The sequence below is a fragment of the Mycobacterium sp. NGS64 genome (assembly GCF_059812245.1).
In genome coordinates this window covers 1,121,353-1,138,834 of sequence record NZ_JCALCI010000002.1, presented here as the reverse complement: position 1 = coordinate 1,138,834, position 17,482 = coordinate 1,121,353, and the positions used below count along the sequence as shown (strand labels likewise).

Genomic DNA, 17,482 nt, shown 5'->3' with positions numbered 1-17,482 from the left:
ATCGCAAGCGCGGCGTAGCCGGGCGTAGCGGGTCGCCACCATGATCAAGGTGGCGATCGCAAGCGCGGCGTAGCCGGGCGTAGCGGGTCGCCACCATGATCAAGCGCACACGCGTTGTCAGCGGTCACCGGGGCTTGCCGCAACGTCGTGACACCCTCAGACTGGTTGATATGCGCGATCGGGAGGCGATCGACCAAGAGCTGAGGCGCATGGCCCTTGGGCGCCAATCGATGGGTGAGCACGGTGGTCGGCCGTCGATCAGAGACATCGACGCGCTGCTCGACGAGCGCCTGGGCCACCCCGTCGAGGTCGTGGAACCCGAGGCGGTTGACGAGGTTCCGGTCCCGGCAGACTCCTCATCGCCGCGCAGCGCACCTCTTGGGCGCAAGCGTCGGCGTCGCCGCTCCCTTCCCCTCGCGGCGTTGCCGCTGTCCCTACTGGCCGTCGCCGCCGCCGCGGTGGCGGTCATGTTCGCGGCGCATAAATCCGACCCGGCGCCGTCGGCCGACCCAGCATCACCGTCGGCCGCCCCGCCCCCGGCGGCCGTCCCGCCGCCGCCGGCCGCTGCACCCAGTCCGGCCGCGCCGGCAGCACACGCCCCCACGCTGGAGATCGTCGACAGGGCGTTCATCGGCGCGCTCAAGCAGGATGGCGTGCCGGTTCCCAGCAACGAGTACGTGACGACCCATGGGCACGCGGTCTGCGAGTTCCTGGCGAACCAGCCAGACTTCGCCGAGGCCGTCCGCGTCCTGCAGCAATCGTCGGTGTGGGATGCGAATCAAAGCGCCAGCGTCGCGGCCGGCGCCGTCGTCGCGTATTGCCCTCAGTACCAGCCGTCCGGCCAGGAGCACCTCCAGACCGGCTTCCAAGATGCCCTCTCCGGACTGCAGGCCATCGAACGTGATCTGCAGGGCATCAATGGCAATTTGCAAGACATCCGGGATGGCCTGCCGCCAATCCCGGGCCAGCAGTAGCGTTCGCTATCACCTGCGCGAAACCACATCCGATGTGTTGCAGCAGTTCATATTTGGCTCGACCAGACTCAGCGCGGCGGTACGCGTCGGGATGCGCCGCCTAGCTTCGTGAAGGGTCTGTCGAGGTCGCCCCGATCGCAGCCGCGCCTTAGTGGGTCGGCGAGGCTGTCTACGGCGCCATCCGCGACGAAATCTCGCGACCGCGTCTCCTGTGGCGACGCGGAAGAACCGCCCTTACGATCCGACGACCGACATCGTCCTAGTCACTCGAGCCGAAAAGGAACCTGTCAGCGATCGCATGCTCGTTGCGAATTGACATCTCTTGCGCGGTGTTGAGCCAAAGCCCGTCAAACCCGGCCGAGTGCATGCCGGCGTGGATAGCGCCGATGTTTCTCAGGTCCTGCGACGGCAGCTCACCCCAGCCGTCGTGGTCCTGCCACCGCTCGAAGACCTGCCATTGCGTCTCGGGCACCGCGCCGGGCGCAAAATGCTCAAGAGAGAACATTTCGAACGTGCACCGATTCGGATCCTCCGCGTCGGGCAGCATGCGGTATCCGAGCAGGCAGGACTTCTCGACCAGGATGACCATGGTAGGAAACACGTGCCAGTCGCCGTTCCCGGCGAAGTACTGCTCCGTCGACATCTGTGGAAAGTCAACGCCTTCGGCGCGTGCGAGTTCCTCGCACATCTGGTGGTACAGAACAAACGGCGGGACGTCGCTGGGTTCCATCGCGGCCAGCTTCTGCGCGGCCCGATAGTCACGTTCGGTGACCAGCGAGCCCACTTCCAGGTATTGGTACTTCATCGAATTGGCGAACACCTCGGGTCGGGCTGCCTGTTCTTGGCGGCCCCTGTCGCGACCGGCATGCTCGGGGCGTTGCGTATAGACGAACCGGGAGTGGTTCTTATAGGTGATGGTTGGGGTGTAGGGGGCGTAGACATACTCCTGCGGCGATGCGGGCTCGGCCGACGGCCGCGGGCCCTCCGCCGATCGCATGGTCTGCGGATGGGTGCCGGGAGTGTGGTAGCCCTCGATGAACGCGTCGATAACGGTCTTGTAGTTCGCCGGCAAGAAGGTGCGCTTGCGCCAGCGGTAGCGCATGTCCTGCAACCGAAACGGCGCCAGCGCGGTCGGCAGCGGGTCAAGCCACTCGAGGAGATCGGGTGGATTCTCCGCCATGCTTACGAACACCCATCCACCCCACACGCCGACAGCGACCGGACGTAAGCCCCACTGCTCGCGTGGGCGGGGAGCGAATTCGTCACGACATGGGACGAAGGACGACCGGCCGTCTAACCCGTAGCGCCATCCGTGAAACTCACAGCGCAAGTCCCTATCGCCCGAGCAGCCGCTGCCCCGAATAACTTTCATCCCGCGGTGGGCGCAGGTGTTGTGGAACGCCTTGACGGTGCCGTCCTTCTGGCGCACGACGGCGATGGACTGCCGGCCGATCGTGTACTCGTAGAAGCAGCCGGCGTCCGGGACTTCTTCTTCGCGACACGCGGGCTGCCAGACCCGGGTGAACAATCGCTCGAGCTCGAGGTTCAAGAATTCCGGGTCGATGTACCGGCTCTTGGGCACGAAAGTCTCGCGGCAGGCGAACTTCTGGGGCACCCGCTCGGTGGCAAGCTCGGTCATTGTCACACTCTTCGTCGGCTCAGCTGGACGGTGGCTTGTCGAAGATGTTGGGATACAGCACCGCTTCCTTGAACGACGTCTCGATCTCGGCGAATGCGGTCGCGATGTCCCACGTCCCAGATGCCGACACGATCTCCCGTTCGACGACGGGATTGGACATCAGGCTGATCCGGCCATTGCCGGCGAAGATGACGCGGCGATTGAGCCATTCGGACTGCTCGCTGGCCAGATATACGACCGGCGGCACACAATTCTTGGGCGACAGGCGAACGTTGGCGTCCGAGTAATCCATGCTGCCGCCGCCCTTGATGCCCTGCGTCATCCGGGTGCCCGCGATCGGCGCGATGGCGTTGCAGCGCACCCCATAGTTGCGCAGCGCGTTGGCGCACGAGAACATCAGGCCGACGATGCCCATCTTGGCCGCGGCATAGTTCGGCTGGCTCGGCGCGCCCTGCAACCCGGACATCGATGTGAAGGTAATCAGCCGGTACTGCCCGCCCCGGTTCTCCCGCCACCAGGCCGCCGCGTGGCGCGTGACGTTGAACGTTCCTTTGAGGTGCACGGACACCACTGCGTCCCAGTCCTGCTCGCTCATCTTGAAGACCATGCCGTCCCGAAGGATCCCCGCGGCGTTCACCACGACGTCCAAGCCGCCGAGCGTCTCGGCGGCGCGGCCGACGAGGTCCGCGCACGCGTTGAAGTCGGTGATGTCGGTGGTATCGGCGAACGCCTTTCCGCCACGGCTCGTTATTGCCGCCGCGACGCTTTCCGCCGGGGTGGAGTCGTGTCCGGTCCCGTCAACGCTGACGCCCGCATCGGACACCAGGACCGTAGCGCCCTCGGCGGCCAGGCCCTCCGCGACCGCGGCGCCGATACCTCTCCCGGCGCCGGTGACCAGCGCGGTACGTCCGTCAAGCACACCCATCGTCACTCAGCTCCCATCCCGTCTGGCTAGCATACAGAACACCCACACAATATTTGTATAGCTGTTTAGTCCAGACTACTCGAACCCCCACTCCGCATAGCGGCGCTCCAACTCGGCCATCGCCTCCCGGCCGCCGCGGGCGCCGCGTTCCTTCATGAAGTTGAACTCGTCCTCGCGCCACATCAGGTTGCTGAACACCGTGTGGCCCATAGGAACCCAATCGCCGAATTGCGCCATACCTACGGCGTGCCAGAACGCGATCAAGGCGTGCTTTCCCACCATCAGGCCGTCGGCCGAGTGGTGAGCGATTGCGCGGGCGTAGCGCAACGCTTCGTCGCGGAGTCGCCCGGCGGGCACCACCGACGCGGCCACCCCCCACTCACGTAGTTCGTTCGCGGTCACCTTGCGGCCGGTGATCATCGCCTCGTAGCCGCGGTTGGGTCCCATCTTGAGCAGCGCGAGCGGCATGGCTGTGGAGAACCCGGCGAACCCGATGCGCGCCTGAGGGCGGGCTAGGTACATGTCGTCGGAGACGAGCAGAATGTCTGCTGCCAGGGCCAGATTCATCCCGGCGCCCAGCGTGGCACCCTGGCAGCCGGCGATCACCGTCTTCGGAAACTCCAGCCAATTGGTCAGGTGCCGGTGCAGGCGTCGGGCGTTGCCCAGGCGCGCGGTCTGCGGCAATCGCTCGCCCTTGCGCAGTCCCGCTTCTTCCACCGGGAGTCGGCGCACGTCGTCGCCGCTACAGAAGTCCTTGCCCTCGGCGAGCAACATGACGACCTTGACTTGGTCGTCGTCTTCGGCGCGGTCTAGTCGCTCCTTGAAGAGTTCATGCATTCCGGGAGACAGGATGGCGTTGCGCCGTTCGGGCCGGTTGATCGTGATCTGCGCGATGTGCGGTTCGACGACCTCATAGCGGATCCAGCCCTCGTCGACCTCGAATTCGCCTTCAGCGGCGGCGTTGGTGCCCATACACCCTCCTTCGCGCAGCGGCGGTACATAAGTACACTAGTCGATCAACTGTCACATCCGGTGATACGGTCAGCGAATGCCAACATTCACGGTCACCAAGCGGCTCGCCGCGCCACCGGACGCGGTGTGGGCCGTTCTCGCCGACTTCGGCAACGTCGACTGGATCCCCGGACCCAGCGATGTCAGGGTCGAGGGCGACGGGCCCGGTATGCGGCGGTTCATCGCCGCGAGCACTGAGAAGCCGGTCATCGAGACCCTCATCTGGATCAAGCCCGACGAACGCGCGCTGTCGTACGAGATCACCAACAATCCGATGCCGGTCAGCCGCTTCGTGGCGGTGAACACCGTGTCCGAGAGCGCGGATGCCCCTGGAGAATCGACCGTCGTCTGGGACATCGACTATGAGCCCATCGGTGACGATGCCGCCGCGCGCGATGCCATGGAGTCTGTCTACGGCCTGATGGCGGGCTGGGTGCAGGATTTCGCCCGAGCGCGAGAATCCACATAGAACACTTAGACAGAAAGTGTCTATTAGTTTAGGATTATTCGAGTGATTGATCCTCTCGATCTGGTACTGATCAGCGTCGACGACCACACCGTGGAACCGCCCGACATGTTCGTCGGCCGGGTGCCCAGCCGCTTCGCCGAGGACGCTCCGCGCATTGTCGAGGACGCCGATGGCGTGTGTTTCTGGGTGTACGACGGCCTGCAGCTGCCGAACATCGGGCTCAACGCGGTTGCGGGCCGGCCCAACGACGAATGGGGATTCGAGCCGTCGCGATTCAGCGACATGCGGGCCGGGTGCTACGACGTCGACGCACGGGTAAACGACATGGACGCCTCCGGTGTGCTTGCCTCCCTGTGCTTTCCGTCGTTCCCCACCATCTCTGGCGCGCTGTTCACCTACCGCGGAGACCGCGACGTGTCCGAGGCGATGGTGCACGCCTACAACGACTGGCACATCGAGGACTGGTGCGGCCGGCATGCAGACCGGTTCATCCCGATGGGGATCCTGCCGTTGTGGGACCCGGCCCTGGCCGCGGCCGAGGTGCGGCGCCTTGCGGGGCGGGGCTGTCGCGCGGTGACGGCTCCGCAGCACATCGGAAGCTACGGGCAGCCACCCTGGCAGGATCCGCACTGGGATCCGCTGTGGGAAGCGATCTGCGAACACAACACGGTGGTGAACATCCACATCGGCACCGGCGGCGGCTTGCCCGTGCCGTCCGACCTGACCACCTACTTGGCCTACAACTCCATGCTGCCGATCGACACCCAGCGCTTCGTGGCCGACCTGTTGTTCTCACCGATCGTGCGGAAATTCCCGTCCATCAAGTTTTCGTTGTCGGAGGGCGGCATCGGGTGGATCCCATTCCTGCTGGAGCGATTCGAGGACATCTACTCGCGCCAGCGAGCCTGGACGGGTGACGACCTGGGTGACGGACTGAGCCCCAGCGACGTGTATCGCCGCAACTTCATGTCGTGCTTCATCCGCGACCGGGTCGGCATCGAGATGCGCGATCGCATCGGGGTGGAGACCATCTGCTGGGAGATGGACTACCCGCATTCGGACAGCAGCTGGCCGGATGCGCCCGAGCAACTCGCCGCCCAGCTGGAGGGCTGCACACCCGACGAGGTCGAGGCCATCACCTGGCGTAATGCCGCCCGCGCCTTCGGCTACACCGGCGTCGAGCGACGCGGCAGGGAAAACTGCACCGTCGCCGCGCTGCGGCGAAGGATCGCCGGCCTCGATCTGTCGGCGCCGAAGGTGGATGCCGGCCGCGCACCGAAAGCTGGCGCCACCGCAATCACCTACGGCGACATGAAGGTACGGATGGCGTCGATCCTTCGCGGTGGGGCGTGACCGAACCGGATTACGGGGTCGTCCTCACCGATGCCGATCGGCACTTCCGCGACGAGGTTCGCGGCTTCCTGGCATCTGCACTAACGGACGACGTCCTTGGCTCCGGGCCCTCCGAGGTCGACCGGTTGCAGCGAATGCGGGTGTGGCAGCGCCGACTTCACGATGCCGGCCTGGCGGCGATCTCCTGGCCCGTGCAGTTCGGCGGTCGGGGCGCCACCCCGGTGCAGCAACTCGTCTTCAACGCCGAGATGGCCGCCGCACACGCCCCCGAGCCCATCAACCGCAGCGCCGTCAATCAGCTCGGTCCCACCATCATTCAGTGGGGTACCGACGACCAACGCCAGCGCTACCTGCCGAAAATCCTTTCCGGCGAGGAAGTGTGGTGTCAGGGCTTCAGCGAACCCGACGCCGGAAGCGATCTCGCCGCCCTGAAGACCAGGGCCGAACTGTGCGGCGACGAGTTGATCATCAACGGCCAGAAAATCTGGACCTCCAAGGCGCAGTACGCCGACTGGATCTACATCCTGGCGCGAACCGATCCGACAGCGGACAAGCACCGCGGGATCAGTTACATCCTTGTGCCACTAACCACGAGCGGGATCGAAGTCCGCCCGATCCGCCAGATCACCGGACAGTCCGAGTTCAACGAGGTGTTCTTCGATTCGGCGCGGGTTCCGCTCGCCAACGTACTCGGGCCACTGCACGGCGGTTGGCAGGTGGCCAAATCCACGCTGGGCTACGAGCGGGTGGGCCAAAGCCGCACCCACCGCATCGAACGACGGCTGGCGATCCTGGCCAGAATGGCGCAGGAACAGGGGGCGTTGCGGCACGAGGGCCGCGGCGACGACAGCTACGTGGCCGATCGGATCGTCAGTTTCGCCGCGCAAGTTGAGGCATTGCGTCAGATTGCGGCACAGGCAACCGCCGCCGGCGTCCGTGGTGTCAGCCCCGGACCCGAAGCGTCGGTGGCCAAGCTCATGACCTCGGAGGTCGACCAGGCGATGGCCGACTTCGGGCTGGACCTCGCCGGACCGGCCGGAACGCTGGAGCGCGGCTCGGTGGGGGCGGCCAAGAACGGCAACGTCGCACAGAGCTACCTGCTCATGCGGGCCGCGACATTCGGCGCGGGCACATCGGAGATCCAGCGCAACGTCATCGCGGAGAAGTTGCTGGGGTTGCCCCGTGACCCCTGACAGCGTGACGTCGTTGAGCGAAATCGCAGCAAGCGCAGAGGAACTCGCCCGGCTGCGCGAAGCGGCCGACGCCATCCTGCGAAAGGCGTGGTCGTCTCAGGCGTTTCGGGCTCTGCTCGACGGCCCTGGGGCGGTGTTCGACCCGAAACTGTGGCAGACCATCACCGAAGCGGGATGGGCGGACGTCTTGGTGAGCGAGACCGGCGGCGGGGGCGGCAGCGGCCTTCGCGAACTCTGCGTTCTGGCCGAAGCGGCCGGCGCCGCATCGGCACCCGTCCCTCTCGCCGTCGCGGCGGCGGCGGAGTGGTGTGAGGACCGCTGCGCCGACGGCGTCAGTCTCTTGCTGCTCGAGCGCGGTGAGCGCACCGAAGAGGGCGTCTCGGGGGTATGGCCGCTCGTGCCGTACGGCGCGGTCGCTACCAGGCTTTTGGTCTGCGCGGGCACGGGCGAGGCCACGGTTCTGGGCGCGGTCGAACCCACCGCGCCGGGCGTGCTCTGCGAACCGGTGACCCCCCTCGACCATAATCCTGCGGCGCGAATCACGTTGCACGAAACACATATTGACGTCATCGAGTCCGGCGAGTGCGCCGGACGTCGCCACCGCGAGGCGGCCTTGCGGAGTCAGGCTGCGCAGGTGGCCGAACTGGTCGGCATCGCGTCAGCCGCCAATGACGCCGCAACGGAGTACGCGAAGCTGCGCGTCGCCTTCGGCCGCCCGATCGGCACCTTCCAGGCGATCAAACACCGCCTGGTCGACCAGCGGTGCGCCATCGAAGTCGGGCGTGCGCTCGTCAATCGGGCCGCCGACGCGTGCCAGCACGAGCATCCCGATGCCGCGGCGCTGGTATCGCTCGCCGCCTTCTGGGGCGTCGACGCCCTACGCGCGGTGCCAGAAGGCGCCAGCCAGGTGTTCGGCGGAATCGCCTACACGTGGGAACACGACGCGCACATCTACCTGCGCCGCGCGGCGAGCGCGGCGGCGACCCTAGGCACCCGCGCCTACCACCGAGACGTTGCCGCGCGGTGGCTCACCGCGCGTTACCCGGCGACCGAGACCCGCGAGAGTGTGCCGTGAACCGAAGGGGTGAAACGCCTTTCCTAACCGGTGTGCGGGTGCTCCAACTTGGCGACGGGATCGCCGGTTCGGCCGCCGCGGCGCTCCTGGCCAGCCTCGGCGCGGAGGCGACGAAGGTTGTTGGTGCCGGCGCGCCTCATCGGGTGGGACCCGTGTTCGGCATCCCAGCCGGGCCGGTCGCGGCCGTTGACCTCACTCTCGATCGCGGCAAGCGGATCGTCCACCCGCCGACGGACCTCTCAGCATTGATCGACGAGCACGACATCGTGATCGTCGATCACGGCCGTGCCGTCACGCCACCGGCCGCCGAGAACGCGGTCGTCGTCACGGTCAGCCCGTTCGGCCTCGACGGGCCGCGGTCGTCGCAGCCCGGCGGCGAGCTCGTCGCCCAAGCGGCCGGCGGCATGCTCGCGACGATCGAAGGTTCCGATGGAGCACCGGTCCCCGCGCCCGGGTACGTGGCGTTGAAGGCGGCTGGAGCCGTCACGGCGCTGGCGGCATTGCACGGCCTCGATCGGCGCAACGACGGCGACAGCCCAGTGCTCGTCGACGTGTCGGTCCAGGAGGCGGTCGCGTTCACCGCGGCGCTCCCGGAATGCGCCCACGTCCTGTACGGGTGCCCCGGAAGAGCCGGCAGCGGGCGCTACCTCGCGCCGTCGGGACTCTTTCCCTGCCGTGACGGCATGGTCCGCATCACCGCCGTCGAGAACCACCAGTGGCGGGGACTGCTCGCGGCGTTGGGCCATCCGGCCTGGGCCACCGGTCTCGACGAACGCCAGGCCCGGATCGACCACGCCGATCTGATCAACCGACACGTAACAGCATGGGCGGCAACGCACGACAAAGAAGCGTGTGCGGCGCTGCTTCAGGCCAACGGCGTGCCATCCACACCGGTGAACGCGGCCGGGGAGATTCTGACGTCGCCGCAGTTTGCCTTCCGCGGCGCGGTGTCCGCAGCACAGCTTGGGGGGGTCGCCCTTTGCCTGCTCCAACCGCCGTGGCTCACCTACGGCGGAAGAGAGGCGGACCACCGCCGTACCGGCCGCCTGAGCGATTTGCGGGTCGCCGAGCTGACCCACGTCCTGGCCGGGCCGATCATCGGGGCGCTCCTCGGTGCCATGGGCGCGCGCGTGTTGCGGCTCGAAGATCCCCAGCGCCTTGACATCTATCGGCGTACGGGCCCCTTTGCCGGCGGCCGCCCAGGGGTCGAGCGCGGCGCGTATTTCTCAGTGGCCAACCATTCCAAACAAAGCCTGCTCATGGACCCGGCCCGCGCGGTGGACGACGTCGCCGCGGCGCTGTCCGACGCCGACGTCCTCATCGAGAACGTCGGCAGCGCGCGACTCTCCAGGCTCAAGGTGGATCCGGCCGACGTGGCAGGCTCGGGGAGGCTCGCGCTGCGGGTCTCCGGCTTCGGCTCGGAAGGCCCCATGGCCGGATATCGGGTATATGCCAACAATGTTCAAGCCTATGGAGGGCTGGCCGGACTGACCGTCGGACCGGATGGAGCACCGGCGCGGCTGGGCACCGTGATCGCCGATCCGCTGTCCTCGGTCGTCGCCGCCGCGGTGGTCGCCGCGTGGGCGGTCGGGCCGGCGCGTGACACCGGCGCCGTCATCGATCTCTCCATGGCCGAGGTCGTGGCGTCGACCGTGGCGGAGTTCGTCGCGGCGGCCTCCGCTCCCGGCAGTACGGTGGGCCCCGACTCCGCGCATCGCGGCGTCCATCGTGCGGCCGATGGCCGCTGGGTCGCCGTTGAGATCGCGGAGCCCGATGAGTGGAGGCGTGCAGCGGAACTGACTGCGGTGTCAAGACATTCGCAGCAACCAACGATGGCCGAGAATCTGGCGGCGCTGATTGCGGCCGCACCCGCCGACGAGGTTTCCGCGCGTCTGGGCGCGTCGGGTCTGCGCGCCGCCGCGGTGCAACGGGCCGAGGACCTGGTTGCCGATCCGCATCTGGTGATTCGCGGATTCTTCCCCGAAATCGCGCACCCGGACCCGGACATCGGTACTGCCCGACTCGTGGGGTTGCCGTGGCGATTCGTCGGTCACGGACCGGTCCCGCTCCTGCCGCCGCCGGCCCTGGGCAGCGCCAACGCGCACCAAGGAGGCATGACCAATGTCCGCTGATCGCCCCGCGACCGTGTGGGCGTCGACCTTCGTACCCGGAAAGTCACCGATCCCCGGGTACGGCCAGGACGGCTACAGCGTCGCCTGGGTCGACACCTCCGACGGGCGGCTGCAAGTGTTGGTATCCGGCCCTCGCCCGGCGCCCGGCACCGTCGGCCGAGTCGTCCAAAAGACGTTGGAGGACAACATCATCGAATTGTTCGAGGCGCAACCGGAATGACAGGGGCACACGTCGCCGGTATCGGCGTCACACCGTTCGGTAAACACGCCGACACCGCGCTCGCGACGCTCGGCTTCGAGGCCGCCGAGGCGGCACTCGCCGACGCGGGCATCGGCTATGACGCTGTGGGCGAGGTATTTACATCTTCCTCGATGGCACCGCCCCAGACCGGCCTCAAGGTGGCACTTCGCCTGGGCCGCACCGGGATTCCGGTGACCGCCATCGAGAGCGCCTCGGCGGGCGGCATGGTCGCCCTGCGGCACGCCGCGTGGGCGGTGGCCTCGGGTCGCTGCGAAACCGCGCTGGCGATCGGCTACGAGAAGACGACGGCGCTGGAACCCGGCGGGGTGGTGCCGGCGGCGGTCGACTTCTGGGACCGGTTTCCGCCGCAGATCCACTACGCGATCGAGGCGAATCGATGGCTGTATGAGGCAGGGTGCGGACCGGAGGTTTTCGGCGCCGTCGCCGCGAAGTCCTACAACCAGGCAAGGTTGAATCCGCTTGCGGCGCGGCGCAACGACGACGAGGTGACGGTCGAGCAGGTGATGGCTGCGCGGATGGTGGCCGAGCCGCTCACCAAGATGATGTGCCACGCGTCGGTCGATGGCGGTGCGGCGATCGTCGTGACCTCCGCGCAGCGCTCCCGGTCCGTGGCGATCAACGCGATCGAGCAGACAAGCTGGCCACAGGACCGCGGGTGGCCGATAGCCGGTCCGTGTGTCGGCCCGCCATCACAGATCACGCTGACCGCTCAGCGCGCGTTCGAGGCGGCGCAGGTGGCGCCGCACGAAGTGGGAGTCGTCTCCCTGCATGACATGTGCGCGAGCGAAGAGATCACCGCGCTTGTCGCTCTCGGGCTCGTCAACGTCCAGGAGGTGGCCGCGCTTGCCCATTCAGGGGGCCTGGGATCCAACGGCAAGCTGCCAACCAACACCGACGGCGGCTGCCTCGCTCGTGGTCACGCGTTCGGCGCGACGGGACTGGCGCAGACAGCGGAGGTCGTCAGTCAACTTCGCGGAGAAGCGGATTCGCGGCAGGTTCCCGATCCCCGGGTCGGACTGGCACAGGCGATGGGCGGCGGCGGCTCATGCGTCGTCGCAGTTTTAGGCCGGTGATTGTCGGCATGGGCGCGGCGCAGGCGCAATGGGTCGGCTATCAATCCCGTAGCGAGGTGGGTCGATGACTGTTCTTGACGATCCCGTCGGGCTTTTTTGCGCCGAGGCGCTGCAGGATCCGTATCCGTTGTATGACCGGATGCGCGCCGAGGCGCCGGTGCATCGCATCGGAAGCTCGGCGTTCTACGCGGTGTGCGGTTGGGATGCCGTGATGGAGGCCGTCGAACGGGTCGACGATTTTTCGTCGAACCTCACCGCGACAATGGTCTATCACGACGACGGGACGGTCACCCCGTTCGAGATGTCTCCGCCCGGCGACTCTGCGCACGCCCTGGCCACCGCGGACGACCCGGTGCACGCCATGCACCGAAAGATCTTGTTACCGCACCTGTCCGCCAAGAGGGTCCGCATCATCGAGGAGTTCGCCGCCCACACCGCCGACCGGTTGTGGGACGAGCATCTGCGCGGCGACCGCATTGAGTGGATGAGCGCGATGGCCAACCGGCTCCCGATGATGGTCGTGGCCAGACTGCTGGGCCTTCCCGACGACGACGTCGACAAGCTCATTCGTCTCGGCTACGCCACCACGACGCTGCTGGACGGGATTGTCACTCAGGCGCAGCTCGACGCGGCCGGAGCCGCTGCGATGGAACTGTCCGGCTATGTCGGGGAACATTTCGAAAAGGCCAGCGTCGAGGCCGAACACGGCCTGATGGCGGACCTGGCCCAACGCTGTGCTGCCGGCGAGTTGGAGCAGCACCCGGCGCTGACGATAATGCTCACTCTATTCAGCGCCGCCGGCGAATCCACTGCATCGCTTTTGGGCAGCGCGGCATGGATTCTCACCGACCGCCCCGAAATCCAACGGCAGATCCGTGAGAATCCCGAACTGCTGGGCGCCTTTATCGAAGAGGTACTGCGCTATGAGGCGCCGTTTCGTGGGCACTACCGCCACGCGCTGCGCGACACCACGCTCGGCGGAGTCGAGGTGCCCGCTAATTCCCATGTGCTACTGATGTGGGGAGCGGCCAATCGCGATCCCGCGCACTTCGACGCGCCAAACGAATTCCGCCTCGAACGGAGCAACGCCAAGGGGCATGTGACCTTCGGTAGGGGAGTCCACTTCTGCCTGGGGGCCGCGCTGGCCCGCCTAGAGGCCAAAATCGTGTTGGGGATGCTGCTCGAGCGCACCGCGTGGATCGAGGCGACCGACGTGGGAGAGTGGTTGCCCAGCATTCTCGTTCGGCGACGGGAGCGTCTGGAGTTGGCCACACGTTAGCGGAGTCAGCCGATGGCGCCGCGGTCCTTGAGCGCGGAGATCCGCTCCCAGTCGCGACCGAGTTCCACGATGAGCGCCACGGTGTGTTCGGCGAACGCATTTGGCCAGTCCAGCAGCATGTGTGGTTGGTGCGGTGGAAGCCGATGAGCAGGTTGCGCGGTGTCAGCGGCCGAGCAACTGCGCCAGGGGTGTCAGCGGCTGCACGCCCCCACCGCGATTGAGAACTGGTTCTAGCAAACGCATTTGCCGCATGATGCGGCGGTGGAACAGCCGAACGAGTTCGGCGTCCATGTTCTCGGGTGCCCGCAACACAAATGCCTCCAAGGCCTCATCGCCCGCACGCCAGTCGGCGCACCGGGAGCCAAGCAGATGCTCAATATCGTCAAGGTTTTCGGATTCGATCGCGGAATCGTGCCGACAGCAATCGGCAACGTAGCGTGCGGTTTGCGCGGTTTGACGCCGGCGAAAGCGCTCAACTTCGGTCTCGGCGGGCAAATCCTCGATGATGGGCGCCAACGCGTCGATAAGGCCGCCGTGCCGGACATCTGCCGGCGGCGGAAGTCGGTAATCGCCGAGGGCGAGGCCCTCGACGGCGGCCATTGCTTCGACGGCGTTGAGCGAGCATTGCTGAAACCACTCCTCATATTGCAGCAAGTCACTCATCGGAAAAGGGTTGTGCAAGACCATCACCAACGAGAGAGGCGTGGTGAGTGAGAACTGCGCGGTGTGGAACTCGACCACCGGCAGGTCCAGTTCTACGCCGGAGACCTCCTCATAGCGCCGAAATGCGCGCTCGAGGTCGCCGAACGGCTCGGAGATGTCGCGCAGGCGCAGTCCTGCGAGGTCATGCGCGGTGTCGCCGAGGTAGGCCAGTTCGACGTCGAGGAGTCCGGTCACGCGCCCATCGGCGAACATGAACTGCCCTGGATCGCCCAGGACGAAGCGAGGGTCGAACCGATGCGCGGGAACGTGGCGGCGGATCCAGCCGATGCCGAATTCGAGAAACGGTTCGGGGCGCTTTTTGGTAGACCGGTACCGCGCGACGGACTCTTCGAAGCTCGACAACGCTTGCTGCTGAGGGTCTTTGGGTAACTTGAGTCCGACGGCGGAGAATTCACCTGGATCCAGCCGATGGATCCGCGCAAGGATTTCCATGTATTCGTCGATGACCGAGTTGCGCTCTGTTGCGCTCGGCGAGGTTGACAGATTGCTGGCGCCGGACAAGCGATCCATCACGATGGCCGGTGGCGCGTCAATCCGACCGTGAATGTGTGGAACTGGGATTCCTTGCTTCTCCAGAGCTTCAAGGACTTCCGCTTCCCGATAGGTGGACATCGAGAACTCCATGCCCACGCGGTCGCCACGCACATACAGCGGCATGACTGTGCCGTCACGTTCGACGTCGGCGAACCAGGCTGGACGCCAACGTGGTTGACGCTCGAAGGCCCGCACGGGCCCGAGGTTACTCTCGAGCCAGCTTCGTACCGCCTCATCGGGTGTCATGTCACCTGGGGCCCTCGTCGGCGAGATGGACCGCGTGACCGCGTCGTTGTCCGCGCGCGGCGCCCGTGACGACCGCTACTTTGCCGGTGACGCGATTCATGTGCTTCCTCCGTTGTTGGCGATTTCGCCGTCAGGCCATGAAGGTCGTCACGCGATAATTCCGCCGTCCTTGAGGACAATGATGTCATCCCAGTCCTTGCCCAGTTCGAGTAACAGCGCTTCGGTATGTTCCGCGAACTCCGGCGACGGCCCGAGCCGCAGCGGAGTCTCGTCGAAGAGCACTGGGCTGGCCACCAATTCGTACGACTCGGTGTCACCATCAACGGATACGATCCCGCCGTTGGCACGCACCTGAGGGTCGGTTGCCACCTCGGCGGTGTTGAGCACCGGCGCCCACTGGCCGTCGAAATCCGCCAGCGCCTTGCGCCAGTGGTCGAGTGGCTCCGCAGCGATGACCTCGCGCAGCACGGCGATGGCTTCACCGGCGTTCTTGGCGAGCAGCTCATGGCTGGCGAACCGATCGTCCGCCGCGAGTTCGGGAACCCCGACCCGCGCACAGAAGTCGGCGAAGTACCGAAAAGCCTGCAGCATGGACAACCCCAGGAACCTGTTGTCGCTGGTGCGGTAGAAGCCGGTGAGCGGGTTGTGCGGTGTCACGTTGGCGCCGGCCGGGTTCGCAACCCACGGCTCGCCGCTGACCAGGGCGGCGTTCACCGCGACGCCCATCGCCCAGACACCCACGCCGAGCAGTGAGATGTCCACCGTGCGCGGTACGCCGGTGCGCTCGCGTTCGAAGAGCGCGGCGGCAATGCCGCCCGCGATCGTCATGCCGCCAATCGAATCGCCGTAGGCCGGACCGGGTTGGGCAACAACGCCATTCAGATCACTGGGGGTGGTGCTGGCGGCCCCGGCGGCACGACTCCAGAACCCGGTCATGTCATAGCCGCCCTTCCGGCCATCATCCCCGAGGGGGCCGTAGGCGCTGCCGCGCGCGTAGATGATGTCGGGGTTGGCCGCACGGAGGTCGTCGACATCGATCTTGAGCTTCGCGCGTGCGTCCGGCAGGAAGTTGGTCAGGAAGACGTCACTGTTCCGGGCGATCTCCATCAACAGCTCATGGCCGTCGGGGGTCGAGATATCCAGCGCGACGGACCGCTTCCCCCGGTTGGCGTGTTCCATCACGGGGTTGCGCGGACCTTCGATGGTGATCTTGCCGAGTTGCCGCAGGCCGCGCTGTGAATCGCCGGTGCGGGGATGCTCGATTTTCACGACGTCGGCGCCCCAGTCGGCCAGGACGGCTCCCGCGGCGGGGACGAACGTCCATTGCGCGACCTCCAGGACGCGCACGCCCGCCATCGGTCCGCCCATCATTAAGCCCCTCAGCGGTAGTCGAGTACGACAGGCAGGTGATCGTGCGTGTGCACCAATGTCGACACGCGGGGCACGCGGTCGCCGACCACGTGAATCCCCTTGGCACGCCGCGCCACTTCCTCCAGGAGCAGACGAGCTTCGCGTCGGGCCAGGGCGGCGCCCATGCAGAAGTGCTCGCCGACCCCGAAGCCGAGGTGATTGGCGGCGTCCTGGCGGTGGATGTCGAACTGTTCGGCGGTCGGGCCCCAGTGCTCTTGGTCGCGGTTCGCGGAGGCGTAGGCGAGCAGCACCCCGTCGCCTTCCTTGATGTCCGAGCCGCGCAGGCGAACGTCGCGCGCCGCCTGCCGGGCCATGCTCATCACCGGCGTCCAGTAACGCAGCACCTCCTCGACCGCGTTGCCGCTGAGGTTCGGGTCGGCGAACATTACTGCGGATTGGTCGGGATGCGCGTCGAGACAGTCCGCGATTCCCGCGATCAGGCTCTGCGTCGTCTCGCTGCCGGCGGCGAGCAAGGTGAGCGCGTAGATCATCACCTGCATCTCGTTGAAGGGTTCTCCGTCCACGGTCACCTCCGTGAGCAGCGTGAGCAGATCGTCCTGCGGACGTTCCTTGCGTTCGGCGACGAGCCCCATCAGGTAGGGTCCGATGTGCTCGAAGATGAACGCGTAGTCCTCATCGCTCGCGGCTCCGCCACCGACGTTCGCGATCGTGGTCGCCCACCCGGCGACCTTGGGCCAGTCCTCCTCGGGCACTCCCAGCAGGTAGGCGAACACATATACGGGGATGGGCTCGGCGACTCGTTGAATCCAGTCGAATTCACCGTCCGGCAGACCGTCGAGCACGTCGTTGACGACCTGGCGGACCCGCGCCTCCATCTTCGCGACCGCGGCCGGTGTGAACCGCACACCAACGGCTTTGCGGTGCACCCGGTGCACCGGCGGATCCATGAACATGATGCCGCGGTTCCCGTACCCCTGGGGTTCGCGGCCCTCCCGGTGCGCGATCAGGTCCATCATGATCCCGATGCGCTCCGACTTGAACTTCTCGGGTCGAGCGGAGATGTTTTTGATGTCGTCATATTTGGTGATCACCCAGAACTTGCCCTCGACGTACCAGTGCACGGGATCGTGTTCGCGCAACTGCGCGAACGTGGCGTTCGGGTCGCCCAGATAGAACGCCGGCTCGTCGAAGCGGGCCGCTGTGATCGTCACCATAAGACTGAA

Annotated in this window: 15 protein-coding genes and 1 pseudogene; 9 read left to right on the top strand and 7 right to left on the bottom strand. The window is 66.4% G+C overall.

What is annotated here, in order from left to right; translation table 11 throughout:
• The first annotated feature begins 170 nt into the window (after positions 1–170).
• Positions 171–974 (top strand): DUF732 domain-containing protein, encoded by an 804-nt coding sequence (locus tag AC5Y4S_RS13670; protein WP_500033246.1) that lies wholly within the window; start codon positions 171–173, stop codon positions 972–974.
• A 259-nt stretch (positions 975–1,233) separates the two neighbouring features.
• Here AC5Y4S_RS13670 and AC5Y4S_RS13665 read toward each other — a convergent pair whose 3' ends face one another.
• From AC5Y4S_RS13665 to AC5Y4S_RS13655, 3 genes are all read right to left on the bottom strand, one after another.
• Positions 1,234–2,613, bottom strand: coding sequence for an aromatic ring-hydroxylating oxygenase subunit alpha (locus AC5Y4S_RS13665; protein ID WP_500033245.1), 1,380 nt, complete (start codon positions 2,611–2,613; stop codon positions 1,234–1,236).
• A 19-nt stretch (positions 2,614–2,632) separates the two neighbouring features.
• Entirely contained in the window at positions 2,633–3,538 is a 906-nt protein-coding gene (locus AC5Y4S_RS13660; RefSeq protein WP_500033244.1) for an SDR family NAD(P)-dependent oxidoreductase, read from the bottom strand.
• Between the two features lie 75 nt (positions 3,539–3,613).
• A complete protein-coding gene (locus tag AC5Y4S_RS13655; RefSeq protein ID WP_500033243.1) occupies positions 3,614–4,510 on the bottom strand; it encodes an enoyl-CoA hydratase/isomerase family protein in 897 nt (298 codons plus the stop codon).
• Positions 4,511–4,586: 76 nt separating this feature from the next.
• Between AC5Y4S_RS13655 and AC5Y4S_RS13650 the strand changes: the two genes are divergently transcribed.
• From AC5Y4S_RS13650 to AC5Y4S_RS13615, 8 genes are all read left to right on the top strand, one after another.
• A complete protein-coding gene (locus tag AC5Y4S_RS13650) occupies positions 4,587–5,018 on the top strand; it encodes an SRPBCC family protein (RefSeq protein ID WP_500033242.1) in 432 nt (143 codons plus the stop codon).
• A 42-nt stretch (positions 5,019–5,060) separates the two neighbouring features.
• On the top strand, positions 5,061–6,371 hold the full coding sequence (locus tag AC5Y4S_RS13645) for an amidohydrolase family protein (protein WP_500033241.1): 1,311 nt from the start codon (positions 5,061–5,063) through the stop codon (positions 6,369–6,371).
• Positions 6,368–7,564 (top strand): acyl-CoA dehydrogenase family protein, encoded by a 1,197-nt coding sequence (locus AC5Y4S_RS13640; protein ID WP_500033240.1) that lies wholly within the window; start codon positions 6,368–6,370, stop codon positions 7,562–7,564. Before AC5Y4S_RS13645 ends, AC5Y4S_RS13640 begins: the two co-directional genes overlap by 4 nt.
• Positions 7,554–8,639 (top strand): acyl-CoA dehydrogenase family protein, encoded by a 1,086-nt coding sequence (locus tag AC5Y4S_RS13635; protein WP_500033239.1) that lies wholly within the window; start codon positions 7,554–7,556, stop codon positions 8,637–8,639. Before AC5Y4S_RS13640 ends, AC5Y4S_RS13635 begins: the two co-directional genes overlap by 11 nt.
• Before the next feature lie 32 nt (positions 8,640–8,671).
• Positions 8,672–10,771, top strand: coding sequence for a CoA transferase (locus AC5Y4S_RS13630; protein ID WP_500033238.1), 2,100 nt, complete (start codon positions 8,672–8,674; stop codon positions 10,769–10,771).
• A complete protein-coding gene (locus AC5Y4S_RS13625) occupies positions 10,761–10,991 on the top strand; it encodes a hypothetical protein (RefSeq protein WP_500033237.1) in 231 nt (76 codons plus the stop codon). Before AC5Y4S_RS13630 ends, AC5Y4S_RS13625 begins: the two co-directional genes overlap by 11 nt.
• Positions 10,988–12,106 carry a thiolase family protein gene (locus AC5Y4S_RS13620; protein ID WP_500033236.1) on the top strand — a complete coding sequence of 373 codons (1,119 nt, stop codon included), beginning with the start codon at positions 10,988–10,990 and terminating at the stop codon, positions 12,104–12,106. The genes AC5Y4S_RS13625 and AC5Y4S_RS13620 overlap by 4 nt, the downstream gene beginning before the upstream one ends.
• A 64-nt stretch (positions 12,107–12,170) precedes the next feature.
• Complete coding sequence (locus AC5Y4S_RS13615) at positions 12,171–13,385, top strand: cytochrome P450 (protein WP_500033235.1); 1,215 nt, start codon at positions 12,171–12,173, stop codon at positions 13,383–13,385.
• Between the two features lie 162 nt (positions 13,386–13,547).
• Here the strand turns inward: AC5Y4S_RS13615 and AC5Y4S_RS13610 are convergent, their stop codons facing one another.
• The 4 genes and pseudogenes from AC5Y4S_RS13610 to AC5Y4S_RS13595 all read right to left on the bottom strand — a co-directional run bounded on the left by AC5Y4S_RS13610 (position 13,548) and on the right by AC5Y4S_RS13595 (position 17,473).
• Complete coding sequence (locus AC5Y4S_RS13610; RefSeq protein WP_500033234.1) at positions 13,548–14,837, bottom strand: phosphotransferase; 1,290 nt, start codon at positions 14,835–14,837, stop codon at positions 13,548–13,550.
• A gap of 61 nt (positions 14,838–14,898) precedes the next feature.
• Positions 14,899–14,988, bottom strand: a pseudogene (locus tag AC5Y4S_RS13605) (SDR family mycofactocin-dependent oxidoreductase); the annotation flags it as partial.
• Positions 14,989–15,035: 47 nt separating this feature from the next.
• Positions 15,036–16,256, bottom strand: coding sequence for a CaiB/BaiF CoA transferase family protein (locus tag AC5Y4S_RS13600; RefSeq protein ID WP_500033233.1), 1,221 nt, complete (start codon positions 16,254–16,256; stop codon positions 15,036–15,038).
• Between the two features lie 11 nt (positions 16,257–16,267).
• On the bottom strand, positions 16,268–17,473 hold the full coding sequence (locus tag AC5Y4S_RS13595) for a cytochrome P450 (RefSeq protein ID WP_500033232.1): 1,206 nt from the start codon (positions 17,471–17,473) through the stop codon (positions 16,268–16,270).
• Between the last annotated feature and the right edge of the window lie 9 nt (positions 17,474–17,482).